14 protein-coding genes are annotated in these 15,985 nt (G+C 68.8%); 4 read left to right on the top strand and 10 right to left on the bottom strand.

All coding sequences use genetic code 11. From position 1 onward, the window contains the following. Window positions 1-56: 56 nt before the first annotated feature. From KL771_RS08240 to KL771_RS08225, 4 genes are all read right to left on the bottom strand, one after another. Entirely contained in the window at window positions 57-1,295 is a 1,239-nt protein-coding gene (locus KL771_RS08240; protein ID WP_261968057.1) for a caspase family protein, read from the bottom strand. Between the two features lie 154 nt (window positions 1,296-1,449). Beyond that, complete coding sequence (tldD, locus tag KL771_RS08235) at window positions 1,450-2,874, bottom strand: metalloprotease TldD (RefSeq protein ID WP_261968056.1); 1,425 nt, start codon at window positions 2,872-2,874, stop codon at window positions 1,450-1,452. A gap of 79 nt (window positions 2,875-2,953) precedes the next feature. Next, window positions 2,954-3,700 carry a sulfite exporter TauE/SafE family protein gene (locus KL771_RS08230; protein ID WP_140942640.1) on the bottom strand — a complete coding sequence of 249 codons (747 nt, stop codon included), beginning with the start codon at window positions 3,698-3,700 and terminating at the stop codon, window positions 2,954-2,956. A gap of 132 nt (window positions 3,701-3,832) precedes the next feature. Continuing rightward, on the bottom strand, window positions 3,833-4,303 hold the full coding sequence (locus KL771_RS08225) for a hypothetical protein (RefSeq protein WP_261968055.1): 471 nt from the start codon (window positions 4,301-4,303) through the stop codon (window positions 3,833-3,835). Window positions 4,304-4,589: 286 nt separating this feature from the next. Between KL771_RS08225 and thrC the strand changes: the two genes are divergently transcribed. The 4 genes from thrC (at window position 4,590) to KL771_RS08205 (ending at window position 11,025) form a co-directional block, all read left to right on the top strand. Continuing rightward, a complete protein-coding gene (thrC, locus tag KL771_RS08220; protein WP_261968096.1) occupies window positions 4,590-5,996 on the top strand; it encodes a threonine synthase in 1,407 nt (468 codons plus the stop codon). A 36-nt stretch (window positions 5,997-6,032) separates the two neighbouring features. Continuing rightward, window positions 6,033-7,310 carry a M16 family metallopeptidase gene (locus tag KL771_RS08215; protein ID WP_261968054.1) on the top strand — a complete coding sequence of 426 codons (1,278 nt, stop codon included), beginning with the start codon at window positions 6,033-6,035 and terminating at the stop codon, window positions 7,308-7,310. A gap of 9 nt (window positions 7,311-7,319) precedes the next feature. After that, complete coding sequence (locus KL771_RS08210) at window positions 7,320-7,913, top strand: GNAT family N-acetyltransferase (RefSeq protein ID WP_261968053.1); 594 nt, start codon at window positions 7,320-7,322, stop codon at window positions 7,911-7,913. A 226-nt stretch (window positions 7,914-8,139) separates the two neighbouring features. Next, entirely contained in the window at window positions 8,140-11,025 is a 2,886-nt protein-coding gene (locus tag KL771_RS08205) for an EAL domain-containing protein (protein WP_390866565.1), read from the top strand. Between the two features lie 123 nt (window positions 11,026-11,148). Here KL771_RS08205 and KL771_RS08200 read toward each other — a convergent pair whose 3' ends face one another. The 6 genes from KL771_RS08200 to KL771_RS08175 form a co-directional block, all read right to left on the bottom strand. Beyond that, the gene (locus tag KL771_RS08200) at window positions 11,149-12,687 is read right to left on the bottom strand and encodes a pyruvate kinase (protein ID WP_261968052.1); all 1,539 of its coding nucleotides are present in this window, start codon (window positions 12,685-12,687) and stop codon (window positions 11,149-11,151) included. A 175-nt stretch (window positions 12,688-12,862) separates the two neighbouring features. Further along, window positions 12,863-13,618 (bottom strand): SURF1 family protein, encoded by a 756-nt coding sequence (locus tag KL771_RS08195; RefSeq protein WP_261968051.1) that lies wholly within the window; start codon window positions 13,616-13,618, stop codon window positions 12,863-12,865. A gap of 98 nt (window positions 13,619-13,716) precedes the next feature. Further along, a complete protein-coding gene (locus tag KL771_RS08190) occupies window positions 13,717-14,091 on the bottom strand; it encodes a DUF983 domain-containing protein (RefSeq protein WP_261968050.1) in 375 nt (124 codons plus the stop codon). Between the two features lie 187 nt (window positions 14,092-14,278). Beyond that, entirely contained in the window at window positions 14,279-15,148 is an 870-nt protein-coding gene (locus tag KL771_RS08185; protein ID WP_261968049.1) for a cytochrome c oxidase subunit 3, read from the bottom strand. Between the two features lie 35 nt (window positions 15,149-15,183). Then, a complete protein-coding gene (locus tag KL771_RS08180) occupies window positions 15,184-15,789 on the bottom strand; it encodes a cytochrome c oxidase assembly protein (protein ID WP_261968048.1) in 606 nt (201 codons plus the stop codon). Next, complete coding sequence (locus KL771_RS08175) at window positions 15,790-15,978, bottom strand: hypothetical protein (protein ID WP_140939921.1); 189 nt, start codon at window positions 15,976-15,978, stop codon at window positions 15,790-15,792. Window positions 15,979-15,985 lie beyond the last annotated feature (7 nt).

Genomic DNA, 15,985 nt, shown 5'->3' with positions numbered 1-15,985 from the left:
GGCGCACCGGCATGTCTGCGCGGTGGGCGGGCCACATCGTCAGTCGGGCCACAGCGTCAGTCGAGCCAGCGGCATTGCCGACCCTGGCCGCGACCAGGCAGGCAATAGAGCGTGCCATGAGCTGTCTTGGTCGTCGCCGGTTGGCCTTGAAGCGTGTGTTTGCCCCACACGGAACGGGAGTACATCGTCGGGTCCGGCCGATCCGAACGGCTCGTCGCCTCGACGGATCGCGTCACGGTCCGCGGCTCGCGCAATGCAACCACGCGGGCCGGCGCGGACGGCTTCGGGGCGGCGGCCGGGCGCACCGGCTTGGGAGCCCGGTCGACCGCGGCGAGCTTCTCCCGCTCCGCACGGGCCAGGTCGGCCAGAAGTCCCGTCGGATAGTGACGAAGGAAGGCGTCCCAGGCCGGCAGACTCTTGATCGAGCGGGCCCGGTCGAAATCCTCCCGGGCCATGCGTTCGGGGTCGGGTTTCGGCCGATTGCCCGTTACCTCGGCGTCCGGTTTGGCGGTCTCCCCCGCCGCGGGGGCGACGGACACCGCCGCGCCGCCCACCGTTCCCGATACATAGGGTGTCTGGGGCTCTGGCGAGGTTCGTGTTGCCTCGATGACGTCGTCCCTGACGAGACCCAGGGCCAGGCGCACGTCGAGGCCGGGCGTCAGCAGATGCCGGACCAGGGCGGTGGCAAAGGGGCTGTTGCTGCCGGTTCCGTCCAGGGCGACGCGACCCGGAGCGGTCGCATAGGCAATGATGGTGTTCGGGGTCGCCGCCTCGGTGCGGGCCAGGCCGCGCGCGACCGTGCTGCGCGTCTGGATCCGGCGCATGGCGCCCGCAAAGGGATTGTCCCGACAGGCATCCAGAATGATGAGCTTCAGTTTGGTCGCGCCCTCCGTCGCCGTCAGGATGTCGTCGAGCGCGAGGGCCTCGTACTTCACGTCGCGGTCCGACTGGAGCTGCGCATCCACCGGGACGAGATAGTTGGTGCCGCCGATCTCGATGCCATGACCGGAATAGTAGACGAGCGCCACGTCGGCATTGCGCGCGCGGGCTTCGAACGCGTCGAGGGCCTGCAGCATGCCCTTGCGGTCCAGGTCGACGCGGGCCTCGACCACATCGAAGCCGGCCTTGTCGAACGCCGCCTTCAAGGCCGCCACGTCGCGCGTCGGATTGGTAAGCGCGCCTTGCTGATAGGCTCCGTTGCCGATCAGGAGTGCGACCCGGCCGGCCGCAAGAGCGGGGCTGTCGAGCTGTGCAACAAGCCAGACGGCCATGAAAGCGATGAAACGTCTAAGCATGGAAAGGACTCCGCAGAGGCTGAAACCACGCGGAGTCTGAGGGACATCGAACCACCTCGCCAAGGCGGTCCAAACGCTTTGAAAGCCGACGCCCGCCAGACGTGCAGGCCGCCGCGGGGCCGCCGGTCGCCTCGGGTGGCCTGCCGCCGGCCCTTCAGGCCTGTGTGCCGCCGACCGTGATCGCGTCCATCCTCAGGGTCGGCTGGCCGACGCCGACGGGGACGCCCTGGCCGGCCTTGCCGCAGGTGCCGATGCCGCGGTCGAGGGCGAGGTCGTTGCCGACCATCCGGACCCGGGTCATGGCGTCCGGGCCGTTGCCGATCAGCATGGCGCCCTTGATCGGGCGGCCGACCTTGCCGTTCTCGATCATGTAGGCCTCGGTGCAGCCGAACACGAACTTGCCGGAGGTGATGTCGACCTGACCGCCGCCGAAGGAGACCGCGTAGATGCCGTTCTTGACCGAGCCGATGATCTCCTCCGGCGCATGGGTGCCGGCCAGCATGTAGGTGTTGGTCATGCGCGGCATCGGGATATGGGCGAAGGATTCGCGCCGGCCGTTGCCGGTCGGCTTCATGCCCATCAGCCGCGCATTCTGCCGGTCCTGCATATAGCCGACCAGGATGCCGTCCTCGATCAGGGTGGTGCAGTTGGTCGGCGTGCCCTCGTCGTCGACCGAGAGCGAGCCGCGCCGGGCCGCGAGCGTGCCGTCGTCGACCACGGTGACGCCGGGCGCGGCGACCCGCTGGCCGAGCAGGCCGGCGAAGGCCGAGGTCTTCTTGCGGTTGAAGTCGCCCTCCAGGCCGTGGCCGACGGCCTCATGCAGCATCACGCCCGGCCAGCCCGGCCCGAGCACGACGTCGAAGGTGCCAGCCGGCGCCGGGACGGCGTCGAGATTGGTCAGCGCCTCGGCGAGCGCCTTCTCGACCGCCTCGTGCCAGGAGCCGGAGGCGACGAACTGGCCGAAGCCCTCTCGGCCGCCCATGCCGTGGCCGCCGGATTCCTGCCGGTCGCCCTCGCCGACGACGATGTTGACGTTGAAGCGCACCAGCGGGCGCACGTCGCGCACCCGGTGCCCGTCGGCGCGCAGGATCTCGACCACCTGCCAGGAGCCGCCGAGCGACACCGTCACCTGCCGCACGCGCGGGTCGCGGGCCCGCGCGAAGGCGTCGATCTCGGCGAGGAGCTTCGCCTTCTCCTCGAAGGTGGGCGCGACGAGCGGGTTCTCCTCGCCGTAGAGCCGGACATTAGTCCGCTGCGGGGCGGCCGCGTAGCTGCCCGAATAGCCGCCGCGCACCGCCTTGACGGCGTCGGCGGCGCGCCGCAGCGCGGCCTCCGAGACCTCGCCCGAATGGGCGAAGCCGGCCGCCTCGCCGACCACCGAGCGCAGGCCGAAGCCCTGGGTGGTGTCGAAATTGGCCGATTTCAGCCGGCCATTGTCGAAGACCAGCGATTCCGACTGCCGGTATTCGAGAAACAGTTCCCCGTCGTCTGCCCCCTCGGTCGCCTCAGCCGTCAGGCGGCGGGCGGTTTCCAGATCGAGGCCGGTGGCGGCGAAGAGATCGACGGCGTGAAGGGTCATGGTCGGTCCGTGGCGGGAGGCAGGTCGAGCCAAGATAGGTCTTCGCGCGGCGAATTGCACCCGACCGGCGGCGGCAGCGTTACCGCGCCAGGAGGGCCGGCACCGAGCCGGCCAGCAGCATGGCGCCGGACAGCGTCAGCAGGACCAGGACCACGCGGCGGAAGGCGGTGTCGCTGATCGTGTGATAGAGCTTGGCGCCCAGGAAGGTCGGCACCAGCATGGCCGGGGCGACGACCAGGAACCATTTGGCGGATTCGGCCTTCAGCGTGCCGGTCAGGAAGTAGCCGGTCAGCGTCGCCGAATGCATGGCGATGTTGAAGACCTGCAGGATCGAGCGGCTTTCGTGCCGCTCGCGCCCGGTGATCACGCACCACAGCGTCGGCATCGAGCCTGCCATGCCGGCGATGCCGCCGAGTACGCCGCCGGAGAAGCCGGCCACGCCATCCGCCGCGACGGCGCGCAGCCGCAAGCGCGGCAGGCCGGCGGCGATCAGCATGACCGGGCAATAGGTGACCAGGAAGCCGCCGACGCCGGCCTTGAACCAGACCGGATCGACATGCGGCAGGATCGCCACCCCGAGCGGCACGCCGATCCAGCCGCCGATGACGAAGGGCGCCGTCGCCTTCAGGCTGAAGCCCTTGAGCATGCTCGGCGCGGCCAGCAACTGGCCGAGCAGGGCGCCGAAGACCAGCATCGGCGCCACCAGTTGCGGCGGCACCGCCCAGGCCCAGACCGCCGCCGCGACCAGCGCGAAGGCGAAGCCCGACAGCCCCTGCACGAAGCCGGCGAGCGCCGCCCCGATCGCAATGATCGCGATCATCGTCATGTCGGACACGGGAAGATCCTCGGGATTGCGCACCGGAATGGCGCAAGTCCTGCGACCTACCGCGCCGGACGGCCCCGGCTCAAGGATTTTCCCGTCAGGGCAGCCCCGCGCCGGGTGGGGGCGGGGGCGCGATCAGTCTGTCTGCGCGGCGGGGTCGGCTACGGGCGGCGGCCACTCGGTCTGCTCGATCTCGACGCGCCCGGCGGGTGTCGCAAGAACCCAGGCCCCCACGCGGGCCATCGGCCAGATCGCGTCGGCAGGCTGCCAATCCGGGCAGAAGACCTCTTCCGCTGTGCCGGCTCTTGTGATGCCGTAGTACCTCGAAAGGCGTGGCGGTTCCGAGCGCCGAGCCTTGGTCCAGGCCGCCTCGAACTCTTCTACGGTCGACAGATGCCATCGGGGATCCATCTCGGCCGAACGTTGAATGGGTCCTTCCGCCGGCATGCATCCGGACCAGATCTCGCGGTCGGCGAAAGCCCAGGTCCCGTCTCGAAACCGCTCGGCACGCCGCAACTCCCACCAGTCATCGCCGATTTCGAGGAAGACTTCATCGGCAAAGAAGGGTGCCAAACCGGACGTATCGATCCTCTCGTATCTCGGCATGCAGTCGCACCTTGATGTCCTGAATGCGTCGGTCCTCGCGGCCCTTCGCCGGCGCCATGCGCATTCCGGATTCTACAGAGTCCGGTGTCGGCGACACAACCTTTCCGTGTCAGTTGTCGTCGTCGGGTCCGACTCTGCCGGCGTCTCCAGGCGGCCCGCGGCTCGACGCCGGGATCGTGTTCGCCCTTGCCGGGGCGTCGTCGCGATTCTACGGTGCCGCTCCGATGCGACGGCTTCGGACGGTCCGGCCGGACCGGCGGTGCGGCATCTCATCGGGGACCTGATCTTGCGCTACGTCTCGACGCGCGGCGACGCGCCCATTCTCGGCTTTTCGGAAGTCCTGCTCGCCGGCCTCGCCCGCGACGGCGGTCTCTATGTCCCGGAGACCTGGCCGACCCTGACGCCGGCGACTATTGCCGGCTTTGCCGGGCAGCCCTACTCGGAAGTCGCTTTCCGGGTGATGCATCCCTTCATCGACCCGGAGATCAGCCAGGTCGACCTTCGCCGGATCATCGACGAGGCCTATTCGGTGTTCCGGCATCCGGCCGTGACGCCGCTGATCCAGATCGCCCCCAATCATTTCATCATGGAGCTGTTCCACGGGCCGACGCTGGCCTTCAAGGACGTCGCCATGCAGTTCCTGTCACGGGTGATGGACTATGTCCTCGAGCGGCGCGGCGAACGGGCGACCATCGTCGGCGCGACCTCGGGCGATACCGGCGGCGCGGCGATCGAGGCCTTCCGCGGCCGCGAGCGGACCGACATCTTCATCCTGTTCCCGAAGGGCCGCGTCTCGCCGGTGCAGCAGCGCCAGATGACCACGGTCGACGACCCGAACGTGCATGCGCTCGCGGTCGAGGGCACCTTCGACGACGCGCAGGCGATCGTGAAGGGGATGTTCAACCACTTCTCCTTCCGCGACCGGGTCTCGCTCTCGGGCATCAACTCGATCAACTGGGCGCGCATCGTCGCGCAGGTGGTCTATTATTTCGTCGCCGGCGCCACGCTCGGCGCGCCCTACCGGCCGGTCTCGTTCACCGTGCCGACCGGCAATTTCGGCGACATCTTCGCCGCCTATGTGGCGATGCGCATGGGCCTGCCGATCCGCAAGCTGGTCATTGCCACCAATGTCAACGACATCCTGGACCGGACCCTGAAGACCGGCGCCTACGAGCTGCGCGAGGTGATCCCGTCGACCTCGCCGTCGATGGACATCCAGATCTCGTCGAATTTCGAGCGGCTCCTGTTCGAGGCGACCGGCCGCGATGCCGGGCAGGTGCGCCGCATGATGCACGAGATGGCGCAGGCGCGGACCTTCTCGATCCCGGGTCCGGCCATGGAGCACATGCGTACCGTGTTCGCCTCCGGCCGCGCCGACGGCGCCGTCACGGCGCGCACCATCGCGGAGACCTACAGCCGGCTCGGCTATCTGGCCGACCCGCACACCGCGGTCGGCCTGGCGGTTGCGAACGAGCATCTGGAGCGCGGCGTGCCGATGATCACGCTGGCGACGGCGCATCCGGCTAAATTCCCGGAGGCGGTTCAGCAGGCTTCGGGTATCATGCCGCATCTGCCCAATTGGCTCGCCCACATCATGCGCCGCGAGGAGAACATGGTGCATGTGCCGGCCGAACTGGTCACGATCGAGAAGGTCATCGAATCGAAGACCCGGGCCATCAAGGTCGGGTACTGACGGGCGCGAAGACCCGGCGGAGGAAACGGAGACGATATGGCGGTTGAGGTCTCGAGGCTCCCGAACGGTCTGGCCGTGGTCACGGAGACCATGCCGCATCTGGAATCGGCGACCGTCGGCGTCTGGGTCGGCGCCGGCGCGCGGTCCGAGCGTCCCGAGGAGCACGGCATCTCGCATCTGCTCGAGCACATGGCCTTCAAGGGCACGCGCCGGCGCAATGCGCGCCAGATCGCCGAGGAGATCGAGGCGGTCGGCGGCGAGATCAACGCCGCCACCTCGGTCGAGACGACCGCCTACTATGCGCGCATCCTCAAGGGCGACCTGCCGCTTGCCGTCGACATCCTGTCCGACATCCTGACCGAATCGGTGTTCGATCCCGGCGAGCTGGAGCGCGAGCAGCACGTCATCCTGCAGGAGATCGGCGCCGCCTACGACATGCCCGAGGACCACGTCTTCGACCAGCTGCAGCAGTCGGCCTTTCCGGGCCAGCCGATCGGGCGGCCGATCCTCGGCACGCCGGAGACCGTCAAGGGCTTCACCCCGGAGGCGCTCGCCGGCTATCTCGGCGGCCACTATCGGGGGCCGGTCATGGTGCTCGCCGCGGCCGGCGGGATCGAGCATGCGGATGTGCTGCGGCTCGCCGAGGAGCGCTTCGGCGGGCTCGGCAATGGCGGAGCCCCGCCGGTCGAGACCGCGACCTATCACGGCGGCAGCTGGCGTGAGGAACGCGACCTGCACGAGGTGCAGATCACGCTCGGCTTCGAGGGCCGCCACTATACCTCGCCCGACCACTACGCCGCCCAGGTGCTCGCCGCCACGCTCGGCGGCGGCATGTCTTCGCGCCTGTTCCAGGAGGTGCGCGAGAAGCGCGGCCTCTGCTATTCGATCTCGGCCTTCCACTGGGGCTATGCCGATACCGGCCTGTTCGGCGTCCACGCCGCGACCGGCGAGGGCGATGTCGACGAACTGGTGCCGCTGATGCTCGGCGAGATCGAGCGCATTTCGGGCGATCTGGCCGCCGACGAGGTCGCCCGCGCCAAGGCGCAGATGCGCGCCGGCCTGCTCATGAGCCTGGAAAGTCCGACCTCGCGCGCCAGTTCCCTGTCGCGCCAGATGCTGATCCACGGCCGCCCGCTGACCGCGCGCGAGATCATCGCGCGGATCGACGAGGTCGGCGTCGAGCAGGTCCGGCAGCTTGCCGAGGGCATCTTCGCCGGGTCTCCGCCGACCGTCGCCGTGATCGGGCCGCCCGACGTGTCCGTCGATCCCGATCTGGTCGCACGCCGGATGGGTTCGTCGCGCAAGGCCGCGTGAGGCGGCGGCATGGCCTTCCTGCGGGCGTCCGCCTTCGAACCGGTCCCCATCATCCGGGGGGACGGCTTCTATCTGCGCAGTCCCGCGCTCGGTGATCATGCCGCCTGGGCGTCCTTGCGCGAGCAGAGCCGCAGCTTTTTGTCGCCTTGGGAACCGACCTGGCCGGTCGACGATCTGGACAAGGCCGCCTTCCGGCGCCGCATCAAGCGCTACCAGCAGGAGATCCGCGCGGACCACGGCTATCCGTTCTTCCTGTTCCGCGCCCATGACCACGCCCTGCTCGGCGGTCTGACGCTCGCCTATATCCGGCGCGGCGTGACCCAGTCCTGCTCGCTCGGCTACTGGATGGGGCAGCCCCATGCCGGCCGCGGCCTGATGACCGCGGCCGTGCGGGCTGTGCTGCCCTACGGCTTCCAGACGCTGCGGCTGCATCGGATCGAGGCGGCCTGCCTGCCCTCCAACGCGGCCTCGATCGCGCTCCTCGAAAAGGTCGGATTCACCCGCGAGGGATACGCCCGCCGTTATCTGTGCATCAACGGCTACTGGCAGGACCACCTGCTCTTCGCGATGGTCGACGAGGACTGGTACCAGACGCGGCGCTGAATATCTCCGTCCGGACCGGATCCGAGGCGGCGGCGTCCGACCGGGCCGCTTGTGGTCGATGCGCGGAGCCGGTAACTCTGCACCACGTCTCATCGACGAGCGAACCGGCGCCGGATGCTGATTCGGTTTCGGCTTGGCTCCGATCATCAGGCCGGGAGTTCGAGTGTTTTCAACGTGCGCGACTGAGGCGACGCGAGAGAGCGGCATCCGCACGAGCGGTCCGGTTCTGGGCGTCGTCATCCGTGCCCTGGTCTGGCTGGTCCTGGCGGTGGCCGGGATAGCCGGGACCGCTCCGGCATGGGCGTTGGAGCCGATCGACGTGGCGGGGGACAAGCCGGCACTGGACATTACCGGGCTGGTCGAGTTCCGCATGGACGCCGGCGACCGCCTGCAGGTTTCGACCGCGCCGGGACCCGACGGCATCGTGCGCCGCATCGAGGTGCGCTCCTCGCGCCAGGGCGCCTCCGACACCGACTGGTTCGTCTTTGCGCTGCGCAACAATTCCGACGAGCAGATCGACCGGCTCCTGGTCGCGCCCTTCTTCCGGCTGGCCGGCTCCGGCCTCGTCTCGCCCGATCTCGGTTCGAGCCGGATCGTCAGCATTTCGACCAGCCAGGGCTTCGCGCCGGAACGGCAGGCCTCCAACGAGGCGGACGTCTTTCAGATCACGCTCGATCCGCGCACGGTGGTGACCTTCATCGTGGAAATGAAGACCTCCAGCCTGCCGCGGCTCCTCTTGTGGCAGCCGGACGCCTACAAGGATACCGTCAACGCCTTCACGCTCTATCGCGGCATCATTCTCGGCATTTCCGGCCTGCTCGCGCTGTTCCTGACCATCCTGTTCGTGGTCCGCGGCACCATCATGTTCCCGGCCACGGCCGGCCTCGCCTGGGCGGTGCTGGCCTATCTGTGCATCGATTTCGGCTTCTGGGGCAAGGTGTTCCGGGTCCCTCCGGGGTCCGATCAGGCCTATCGGGCGAGCGCGGAGGTGATGATCGCCACCACCCTGGTGCTGTTCCTGTACGGCTATCTGAATCTCAATCGCTGGCATGTCAGCTACAGCCACGTCGCGGCCGCCTCGATCGTGATCCTGCTCGGCCTGGTCGGCGTCGCGGTGATCGATCCGGTGCTGGCCGCCTCGATCGCCCGGCTCGCGCTCGCCATCGTCGCGGTGGTCGGCGCCGGCCTGATCGCCTATATGGCGGCGCACGGCTTCGACCGTGCCTTCATGCTGATCCCGACCTGGATCCTGCTGATCTTCTGGCTGATCGCCGCCGGCCTGACCGTGTCGGGCAGCCTCGTCAACGATGTCGTGCAGCCGGCGTTGGCCGGCGGTCTGGTGCTGATCGTGATGCTGATCGGCTTCACGGTCATGCAGCATGCCTTCACGGGCGCCGCCATGGGGCCGGGCGTGATCGGCGACGTCGAGCGCCGGGCGCTGGCGCTGGTCGGCTCCGGCGACATGATCTGGGACTGGGATGTCGCGCGCGACCACATCTGGACCAGCCCGGAGACCGAGGACATCCTGGGCGTCGAGCCCGGCACGCTGGAGGGACCCGCGCGCGGCTGGCTCGAAATCCTGCATCCGCAGGATCGCGACCGTTTCCGCACGACGCTCGACGCCGTCGTCGAGCAGCGCCGCGGCCGCGTCTCGCTGGCCTTCCGGCTGCGTTGCGAGGATGGCCATTTCCGCTGGTTCCAGTTGCGCGCCCGCCCCGTGCTCGGCGGCGACGGCGAGGTCGGCCGCTGCGTCGGCACGCTGCTCGACGTGACCGATGCGCGCACCACCGAGGAACGGCTGCTGCACGACGCCGTCCACGACAACCTGACCGGCCTGCCGAACCGCGAACTGTTCCTCGATCGCATCATCGCGGCGCTGGCCCGCTCGCGCGCCGACGGCACCGGCCGGCCGTCGATCCTGGTGCTCGACATCGACCGCTTCAAGCAGGTCAACGACAGCCTCGGCCTGTCGGTCGGCGATTCCATGCTGCTCACGATCGCCCGGCGGCTCGCCCGCCAGCTCAAGCCGCAGGACAGCCTGGCGCGCATCTCCGGCGACCAGTTCGGGATCGTGCTGATCTCCGAGCAGGACCCCGAGCGGGTTGCCGCCTTCGCCGATTCGATCCGCCGCGCCATCCGGGCGCCGATCACCTTCGGCGAGCGCGAGATCTTCCTGACCGCCTCGATCGGCATCGCCGTCTATGACGGCCAGAGCCGCAAGGAGGATGAACTGGTCAAGGATGCCGAGATCGCCATGCACCATGCCAAGCGGCTTGGCGGCGACCGGCTCGAAGCCTTCCGCCCCTCGCTCCGCACCCATGGCGGCGATGCGCTGACCATGGAGGCGGATCTGCGCAAGGCGATCGAGAAGGAGGAGATCCGCATCCTCTACCAGCCGATCCTGTCGATCGCCGAGAACCGCATCGCCGGCTTCGAAGCGCTGGTGCGCTGGGACCATCCCAAGCGCGGCCGCGTGCCGCCGCAGGAGTTCATCTCGATCGCCGAACGCACCGGCCTGATCATCCCGCTCGGCCTGTTCGTGCTCGACAAGACCGCCCGGCAGCTGTCGCAGTGGCAGGAGGAATTCGAGCAGGACCCGCCGCTCTTCGCCAGCGTCAACGTGTCGAGCCGGCAACTGATCCGCCACGATCTGATCAACGACGTGAAGTCGGTCATGTCGCGCGTCGATCTCGCGCGCGGCTCGCTCAAGATCGAGGTGACCGAAAGCCTCGTCATGGAGAATCCGGAATACACCGCCAAGGTACTGATCCGGATCAAGGAGCTCGGCGCCAGCCTGGCACTCGACGACTTCGGCACCGGCTACTCGTCGCTGTCCTATCTGCAGCGCTTCCCGTTCGACACGATCAAGATCGACCAGTCCTTCGTGCGCGGCGACGGCAAGGAACGGCCGCTGCTCCTGAAGACCATCGTCGGCCTCGGCCGCGACCTCGGCATGAGCGTCGTCGCCGAAGGGGTGGAGACCGAGGAGCAGGCCAAGGAGCTGAAGCTGCTCGGCTGCGACTATGCCCAGGGCTTTCACTACGGCCAGCCGATCCCGCCCGAAGAGGTCCGCCGCCTGCTCGACCGTCGGCAGCGCGTCGCCGCGCAGTAGCGCGCATCCGGGCCGTCCCGTCCCGTCCGAAGCGGTCGCGCAGGAAAGCCCGCGCGACCGGCCCCCGCGGGGCCGGAACGGGGCGCCTTCACGGTTGCGGGGGTGTCGGCGACCGGCGACCGGCTACCAGCTTTTCAAGGCCCGCATCGTCGGGGTCTTCTTGGTGAAATGATCGCCCATGCGGCCGATCAGGCGGTCGAGCAGTTCGACGGCCGCGACCACCTCCGGCCCCTTGTTCAGCATGACGCATTCGGCGCGGGCCGCCATGGCGGCATCGGTCATCTCGCCGCGCGACGGCACGCCGTCCTTGACCAGATCCTCAAGGACCTGGGTCGCCCAGATGGCCGGCACCCGGGCGGCCTCGCAGAGCCAGAGGATCTCCTCCTGCATCTCGGCCAGCCGCTCGAAGCCGATCTCCGCGGCCAGGTCGCCGCGCGCGATCATGATGCCGAAGGGCCGGCGGCCGCTTGCGCGCGCGATCAGCGAAGGCAGGTTGGCCACGGCCTCGGGCCGCTCGATCTTGGCGATCAGGCCGAGCGGCTTGGCGCTGGCGTTGCGGGCCGCCAGCATGTCCTCGAGCAGGTCGATATCGGCGGCGTGGCTGACGAAGGAATAGCCGATCATGTCGGCGATCGCGATCACGGCTTCGAGGTCGGCCTCGTCCTTGTCGGTCAGGGGCGACAGGCCGAGCGCGGTGTCGGGCAGATTGAGACCCTTCTCGGGCTTCAGCTTGGCGCCGCCGGTCTTGGCGCGCAGCACATGCAGGCGCGCGCGGTCGCCCGAGACGGCCTCGACCACCGCCTCGACCTTGCCGTCGTCGTAGCGGACCCGGTCGCCGACGGCGAGCCGGCGGACGATCTCCGGCAGCGAGACCGCCGCCACGAAGGGCTCGTGCTTGTTCGCCTCCGGAATGCCCTCGGCGATCAGGACGAAATTCGAGCCGGGCACGAGCCGGCCCTTGTCGTGCACCGCGACCGCGCCGGTGCGGATCTTGGGGCCGGCGATATCCATCAGGATCGGCAGGGCGCGGCCGCTGCGGGCGGCGGCGGCGCGGACATGCCCGGCCATCCGGCGCCAGGTCTCCGGATCGTCATGGGCACAGTTGATGCGTGCCACGTCCATGCCACTGGCGACCAGCCGCTCGATCAGGGCACCGTCCGCGGCGGCCTCGCTCGGCAGGGTGACCATGATCCGCCCGCGCCGATGCGCGCGCGGCGCTCCGAGCAGGGCCTCGGTGTGGGCGGCGAGCTGCGTCTCGCCGGCGAAGAACGTGGCCTCGGTCGGCTCCTCCACCGGCGCGGGGCGCCCGGCCAGGGCCGCGAGCGCGCACACCACCGCATCGAGAGTCGGCAGCACGCGACCCTCCATGCGGCCGAGCGACGACAGGCCGTGCCGCATCAAACGGCGCTGCAGGTCGCGCAGGTCGTGATGACGGACGGCCAGATAGTGGGCGAGGTTGACGACGCCGGGGTCGTTCGCCGCGGCCGATCCGGCGAAGCGTCCGATCAGGCCCGCTGCCTCCTCCAGAACCCGACCGCGCAGGGCCAGGACGTCGTCGAGCAGGCCGGAGAGGGCGCCCGACGGAACCGGCGCGGTCGGCGCGGATGGCGATGCGGCAGGGGAGGGGGCGGCGGAGGATGCGGAGGTGGACTTGCGCGGCATGGGGTCGCCTGGCTCGAACGAAGATGCATCAGCATCCCTGCAGAGCATGACAGGAGCATGGGCGTCATCGTCCCAAACCCGGTCATCCGTATTCGACCCGACCGGCGGGCCGGTCCTGCCCGACGGCACCGTCCGGCCCGATAGTCCCGTCGCGCAGAACGGGCGGGGCGGCGTCTCAGGCGCCGGCGGGGTTCCGCCGCAAGCGGCCGATCACGAAGGCGAACCAGACGCCGGCGAGCGTCGCCGCGAGGCCGTACCAGGTCAGCGCATATTGCCAGTGGTTGTTGGTGAAGGTGACGAGCGTCTCGCCCGCCTGCGGCAGGCCGCCGGGCGGGGTCTGCGCAGCGCCCGCATCGAGGGTCAGCGGAAAGGTGCGGGCCGGGTCCAGACCGGCGGCATGCGCGATCTCGCGGGCGTCGCGGGTGAACCAGACATTGCCGGCGCGGTCATTCGCCGGTGTGAACAGGTTGCTGCCTTCCGGCCGGCGCAGCAGGCCTTCGACGGTGGTCTCGCCGTCGATCTGGCTGCCGGGCCGGCTGGCCGGCGCCTTGCGGTCGAGCGGCACGAAGCCGCGATTGACGATGATCACGCTGCCGTCGTCGCGCAGGAGCGGCGTCACCACGAAATAGCCCTGTCCCGAGAGGCGGCCCTTCGGATTGACCAGGGTGTGGAAGACGTGGACCTCCTTGTCGTTCAGGAAGCGCCCGGTGACGCGCGCGGCGGCATAGTCCTTGGCGTCCGCGTCGATCGCGGGCCAGACCGGTTCCGGCGGCAGGTTCTCGGCGGGCAGCGCGATGCGCGCCTTGACCCGCGCCATCAGCGCCTCCTTCCAGGCCAGCCGGTCCATCTGCCAGTTGCCGAGTGCGATCAGGATCGCAAACACGAAAGCGGCGGCAACGGTCGGCCAGAGCACGAGGCGGAGACGGGACATCGGCATTCCTGCATTGGGCCTGGTCTGAGGCGCATGGCCGGCACAGACAAGCGCCGCGGCAGTCCCGCGGCGCGGCCGGCCGGCTTCAGGGGGCGCGATCAGTCGTCGGCGAGCCGGCCTTCGCGGGCCTTGTTGACATATTGCAGTGCGATCAGGAGCGCCTTCAACGGGCGCAGCATGCCGAGCGACAGGATCAGGATCAGCGGCATCCAGATCGACATGTGCACCCACATCGGAGGCTGGTACTTGACCTCGACCACCAGGGCCGCGCCGACCACGATGAAGCCGACGATCAGGATGACGAAGACGGCGGGTCCGTCGCCGGCATCGATGAATTTGTAGTCCTGGCCGCAGACCGTACAGGCCGGCGCGGTATCGAGGAAGCCGCTGAACAGCTTGCCCTGGCCGCAGCGCGGGCATCGGCAGCGCAGCCCGGTCGAGAAGGGCGAGAGCGGCGGATAGTGGTAGCTCATGCGCGGCTCCTTGCTGCAGCGGCCCGCCGCCGGGTGCGGCGCTGGCGCCGACATACTCCCTTTCCGTCCGGCAGGGGAGGGCGGATCGTTGCGGACCGACCCGGATCGGGCAGGCCTCTAAAGAAATCACCCGGGCGGAGGGTCCGCCCGGGTGCGAAGATCGATCGATGGCGATCCGCGAACCGGATCAGTGGGCCGCGGCGCCGGCGCCCCAGACATAGATGCAGGCGAACAGGAACAGCCAGACCACGTCGACGAAGTGCCAGTACCAGGCCGCCGCCTCGAAGCCGAAATGCTGCTTCGGGGTGAAGTGGCCGAGATAGGCACGGATCAGGCAGACCGCCAGGAAGATGGTGCCGACCAGGACGTGGAAGCCGTGGAAGCCGGTCGCCATGAAGAAGGTGGCGCCGTAGATGTTGCCCGAGAAGCCGAAATGGGCGTGGCTGTACTCGTAGACCTGGCAGACGGTGAAGATCGCGCCGAGGATCACGGTCAGCCACAGGCCGGCCTTGAGGCCCTGGCGGTCATTGTGCAGCAGGGCGTGATGGGCCCAGGTCACGGTGGTGCCGGAGGTCAGCAGGATCAGCGTGTTGAGGAGCGGCAGGTGCCAGGGATTGAAGGTCTCGATGCCGTGCGGCGGCCAGACGCCGCCCGTCGCGGTGACCCGGGCGAACTGCTTGGCCTCATGGGCGAACAGCGAGGCGTCGAAATAGGCCCAGAACCAGGCAACGAAGAACATCACCTCGGAGGCGATGAACATGATCATGCCGTAGCGCAGGTGCAGCGCGACGACGCGGGTGTGATGGCCCTGATGGGCCTCCTTCACCACGTCCGCCCACCAGGCATACATGGTGTAGAGCACCAGGATCAGGCCGATCGCGAAGATCCACGGATTGGCGATGTTGATGCCGAGCAGGGTGACGCTTTCCGCCTTCAGCCAGCGGAACAGGCCGATCGCGCCGAGCGCCATCACGAAGGCGCCGACGGAGGCGACCAGCGGCCAGGGGCTCGGGTCGACGAGGTGGTAATCGTGGTTCTTGGTATGGGCCTCGGCCATGGGTTCCCCCGTCATTCCTGATGGTCGGCAGCGGTTCAGAGCTTTTCCGGCGTCGATCCCGAAAGGGCACCGACAACCGGCTTGGACGTATTCGGCTTCGCCGGGAAGAAGGTGTAGGACAGCGTGATCGTCTTCAGCATGGCGAGGTCCTTGTCGCCGTCGATCTGAGGATCGACATAGAACGTCACCGGCACGACGAGCTTCTCGCCGGCTGCGAGCTTCTGCTCGGTGAAGCAGAAGCAGATCATCTTGGTGAAGTAGCCGCCGGCGAGATCCGGCGTCACGTTGTAGGCGGCGAGCCCGAAGGTCTCGCGGTCGCTGGTGTTCTCGATCACGTAGTTGACGGTCTCGACCGCGCCGGCCTTGACCGTCACGCTCGGCGTCTCCGGCGCGAAGCGCCAGGGCAGACCGTTGACGTTGGCGTCGAACCGGATCTCGAAGCTGCGCTCGATGACGTGATCGGGCGCCGACGACGCGGTCAGCGGCGTGCCGCCATAGCCGGTGGTCTTGCAGAACCATTCGTAGAACGGCACCGCCGCGAAAGCCGCGCCGGTCATGCCGGCGACGAGCGCCGCGCAGGCGATCGCCACCCGGCGATTGGCGCCGTCATGCCGGGACTGGAGGTGTTCGCCCGTCGCCATCTAGAGTGGCCTCGCCAGAATGCCGGGACCCATCTTGAGGATGGTCACCACATAGAAGATCACGACGAGCGACACGAGCACCGCGGCGATCGCGACATTGCGCTGCCGCCGCCGCTTCTGCTGCGCTTCGGTCAGCTTGACGCCGTCCAGTTCGATCTTGTCGTTCTCGCCCATCACTGCACCGCTCATGATCCGC

The organism is Prosthecodimorpha staleyi (assembly GCF_018729455.1).
GTDB classification, from domain to species: domain Bacteria; phylum Pseudomonadota; class Alphaproteobacteria; order Rhizobiales; family Ancalomicrobiaceae; genus Prosthecodimorpha; species Prosthecodimorpha staleyi.
The sequence above is the reverse complement of the archived record's forward strand: the minus strand, read 5'-3'. Positions and strand labels throughout refer to the sequence as shown.

Bases quoted from the DNA above. Each gene is read 5' to 3' on its own strand.
- tldD (WP_261968056.1), bottom strand. From the start codon at position 2,874: ATGACCCTTCACGCCGTCGATCTCTTCGCCGCCACCGGCCTCGATCTG.
- KL771_RS08230 (WP_140942640.1), bottom strand. From the start codon at position 3,700: ATGACGATGATCGCGATCATTGCGATCGGGGCGGCGCTCGCCGGCTTC.
- KL771_RS08225 (WP_261968055.1), bottom strand. From the start codon at position 4,303: ATGCCGAGATACGAGAGGATCGATACGTCCGGTTTGGCACCCTTCTTT.
- KL771_RS08200 (WP_261968052.1), bottom strand. From the start codon at position 12,687: ATGCCGCGCAAGTCCACCTCCGCATCCTCCGCCGCCCCCTCCCCTGCC.
- KL771_RS08240 (WP_261968057.1), bottom strand. From the start codon at position 1,295: ATGCTTAGACGTTTCATCGCTTTCATGGCCGTCTGGCTTGTTGCACAG.
- KL771_RS08185 (WP_261968049.1), bottom strand. From the start codon at position 15,148: ATGGCCGAGGCCCATACCAAGAACCACGATTACCACCTCGTCGACCCG.
- KL771_RS08210 (WP_261968053.1), top strand. From the start codon at position 7,320: ATGGCCTTCCTGCGGGCGTCCGCCTTCGAACCGGTCCCCATCATCCGG.
- KL771_RS08215 (WP_261968054.1), top strand. From the start codon at position 6,033: ATGGCGGTTGAGGTCTCGAGGCTCCCGAACGGTCTGGCCGTGGTCACG.
- KL771_RS08190 (WP_261968050.1), bottom strand. From the start codon at position 14,091: ATGAGCTACCACTATCCGCCGCTCTCGCCCTTCTCGACCGGGCTGCGC.
- KL771_RS08195 (WP_261968051.1), bottom strand. From the start codon at position 13,618: ATGTCCCGTCTCCGCCTCGTGCTCTGGCCGACCGTTGCCGCCGCTTTC.
- KL771_RS08175 (WP_140939921.1), bottom strand. From the start codon at position 15,978: ATGAGCGGTGCAGTGATGGGCGAGAACGACAAGATCGAACTGGACGGC.
- KL771_RS08180 (WP_261968048.1), bottom strand. From the start codon at position 15,789: ATGGCGACGGGCGAACACCTCCAGTCCCGGCATGACGGCGCCAATCGC.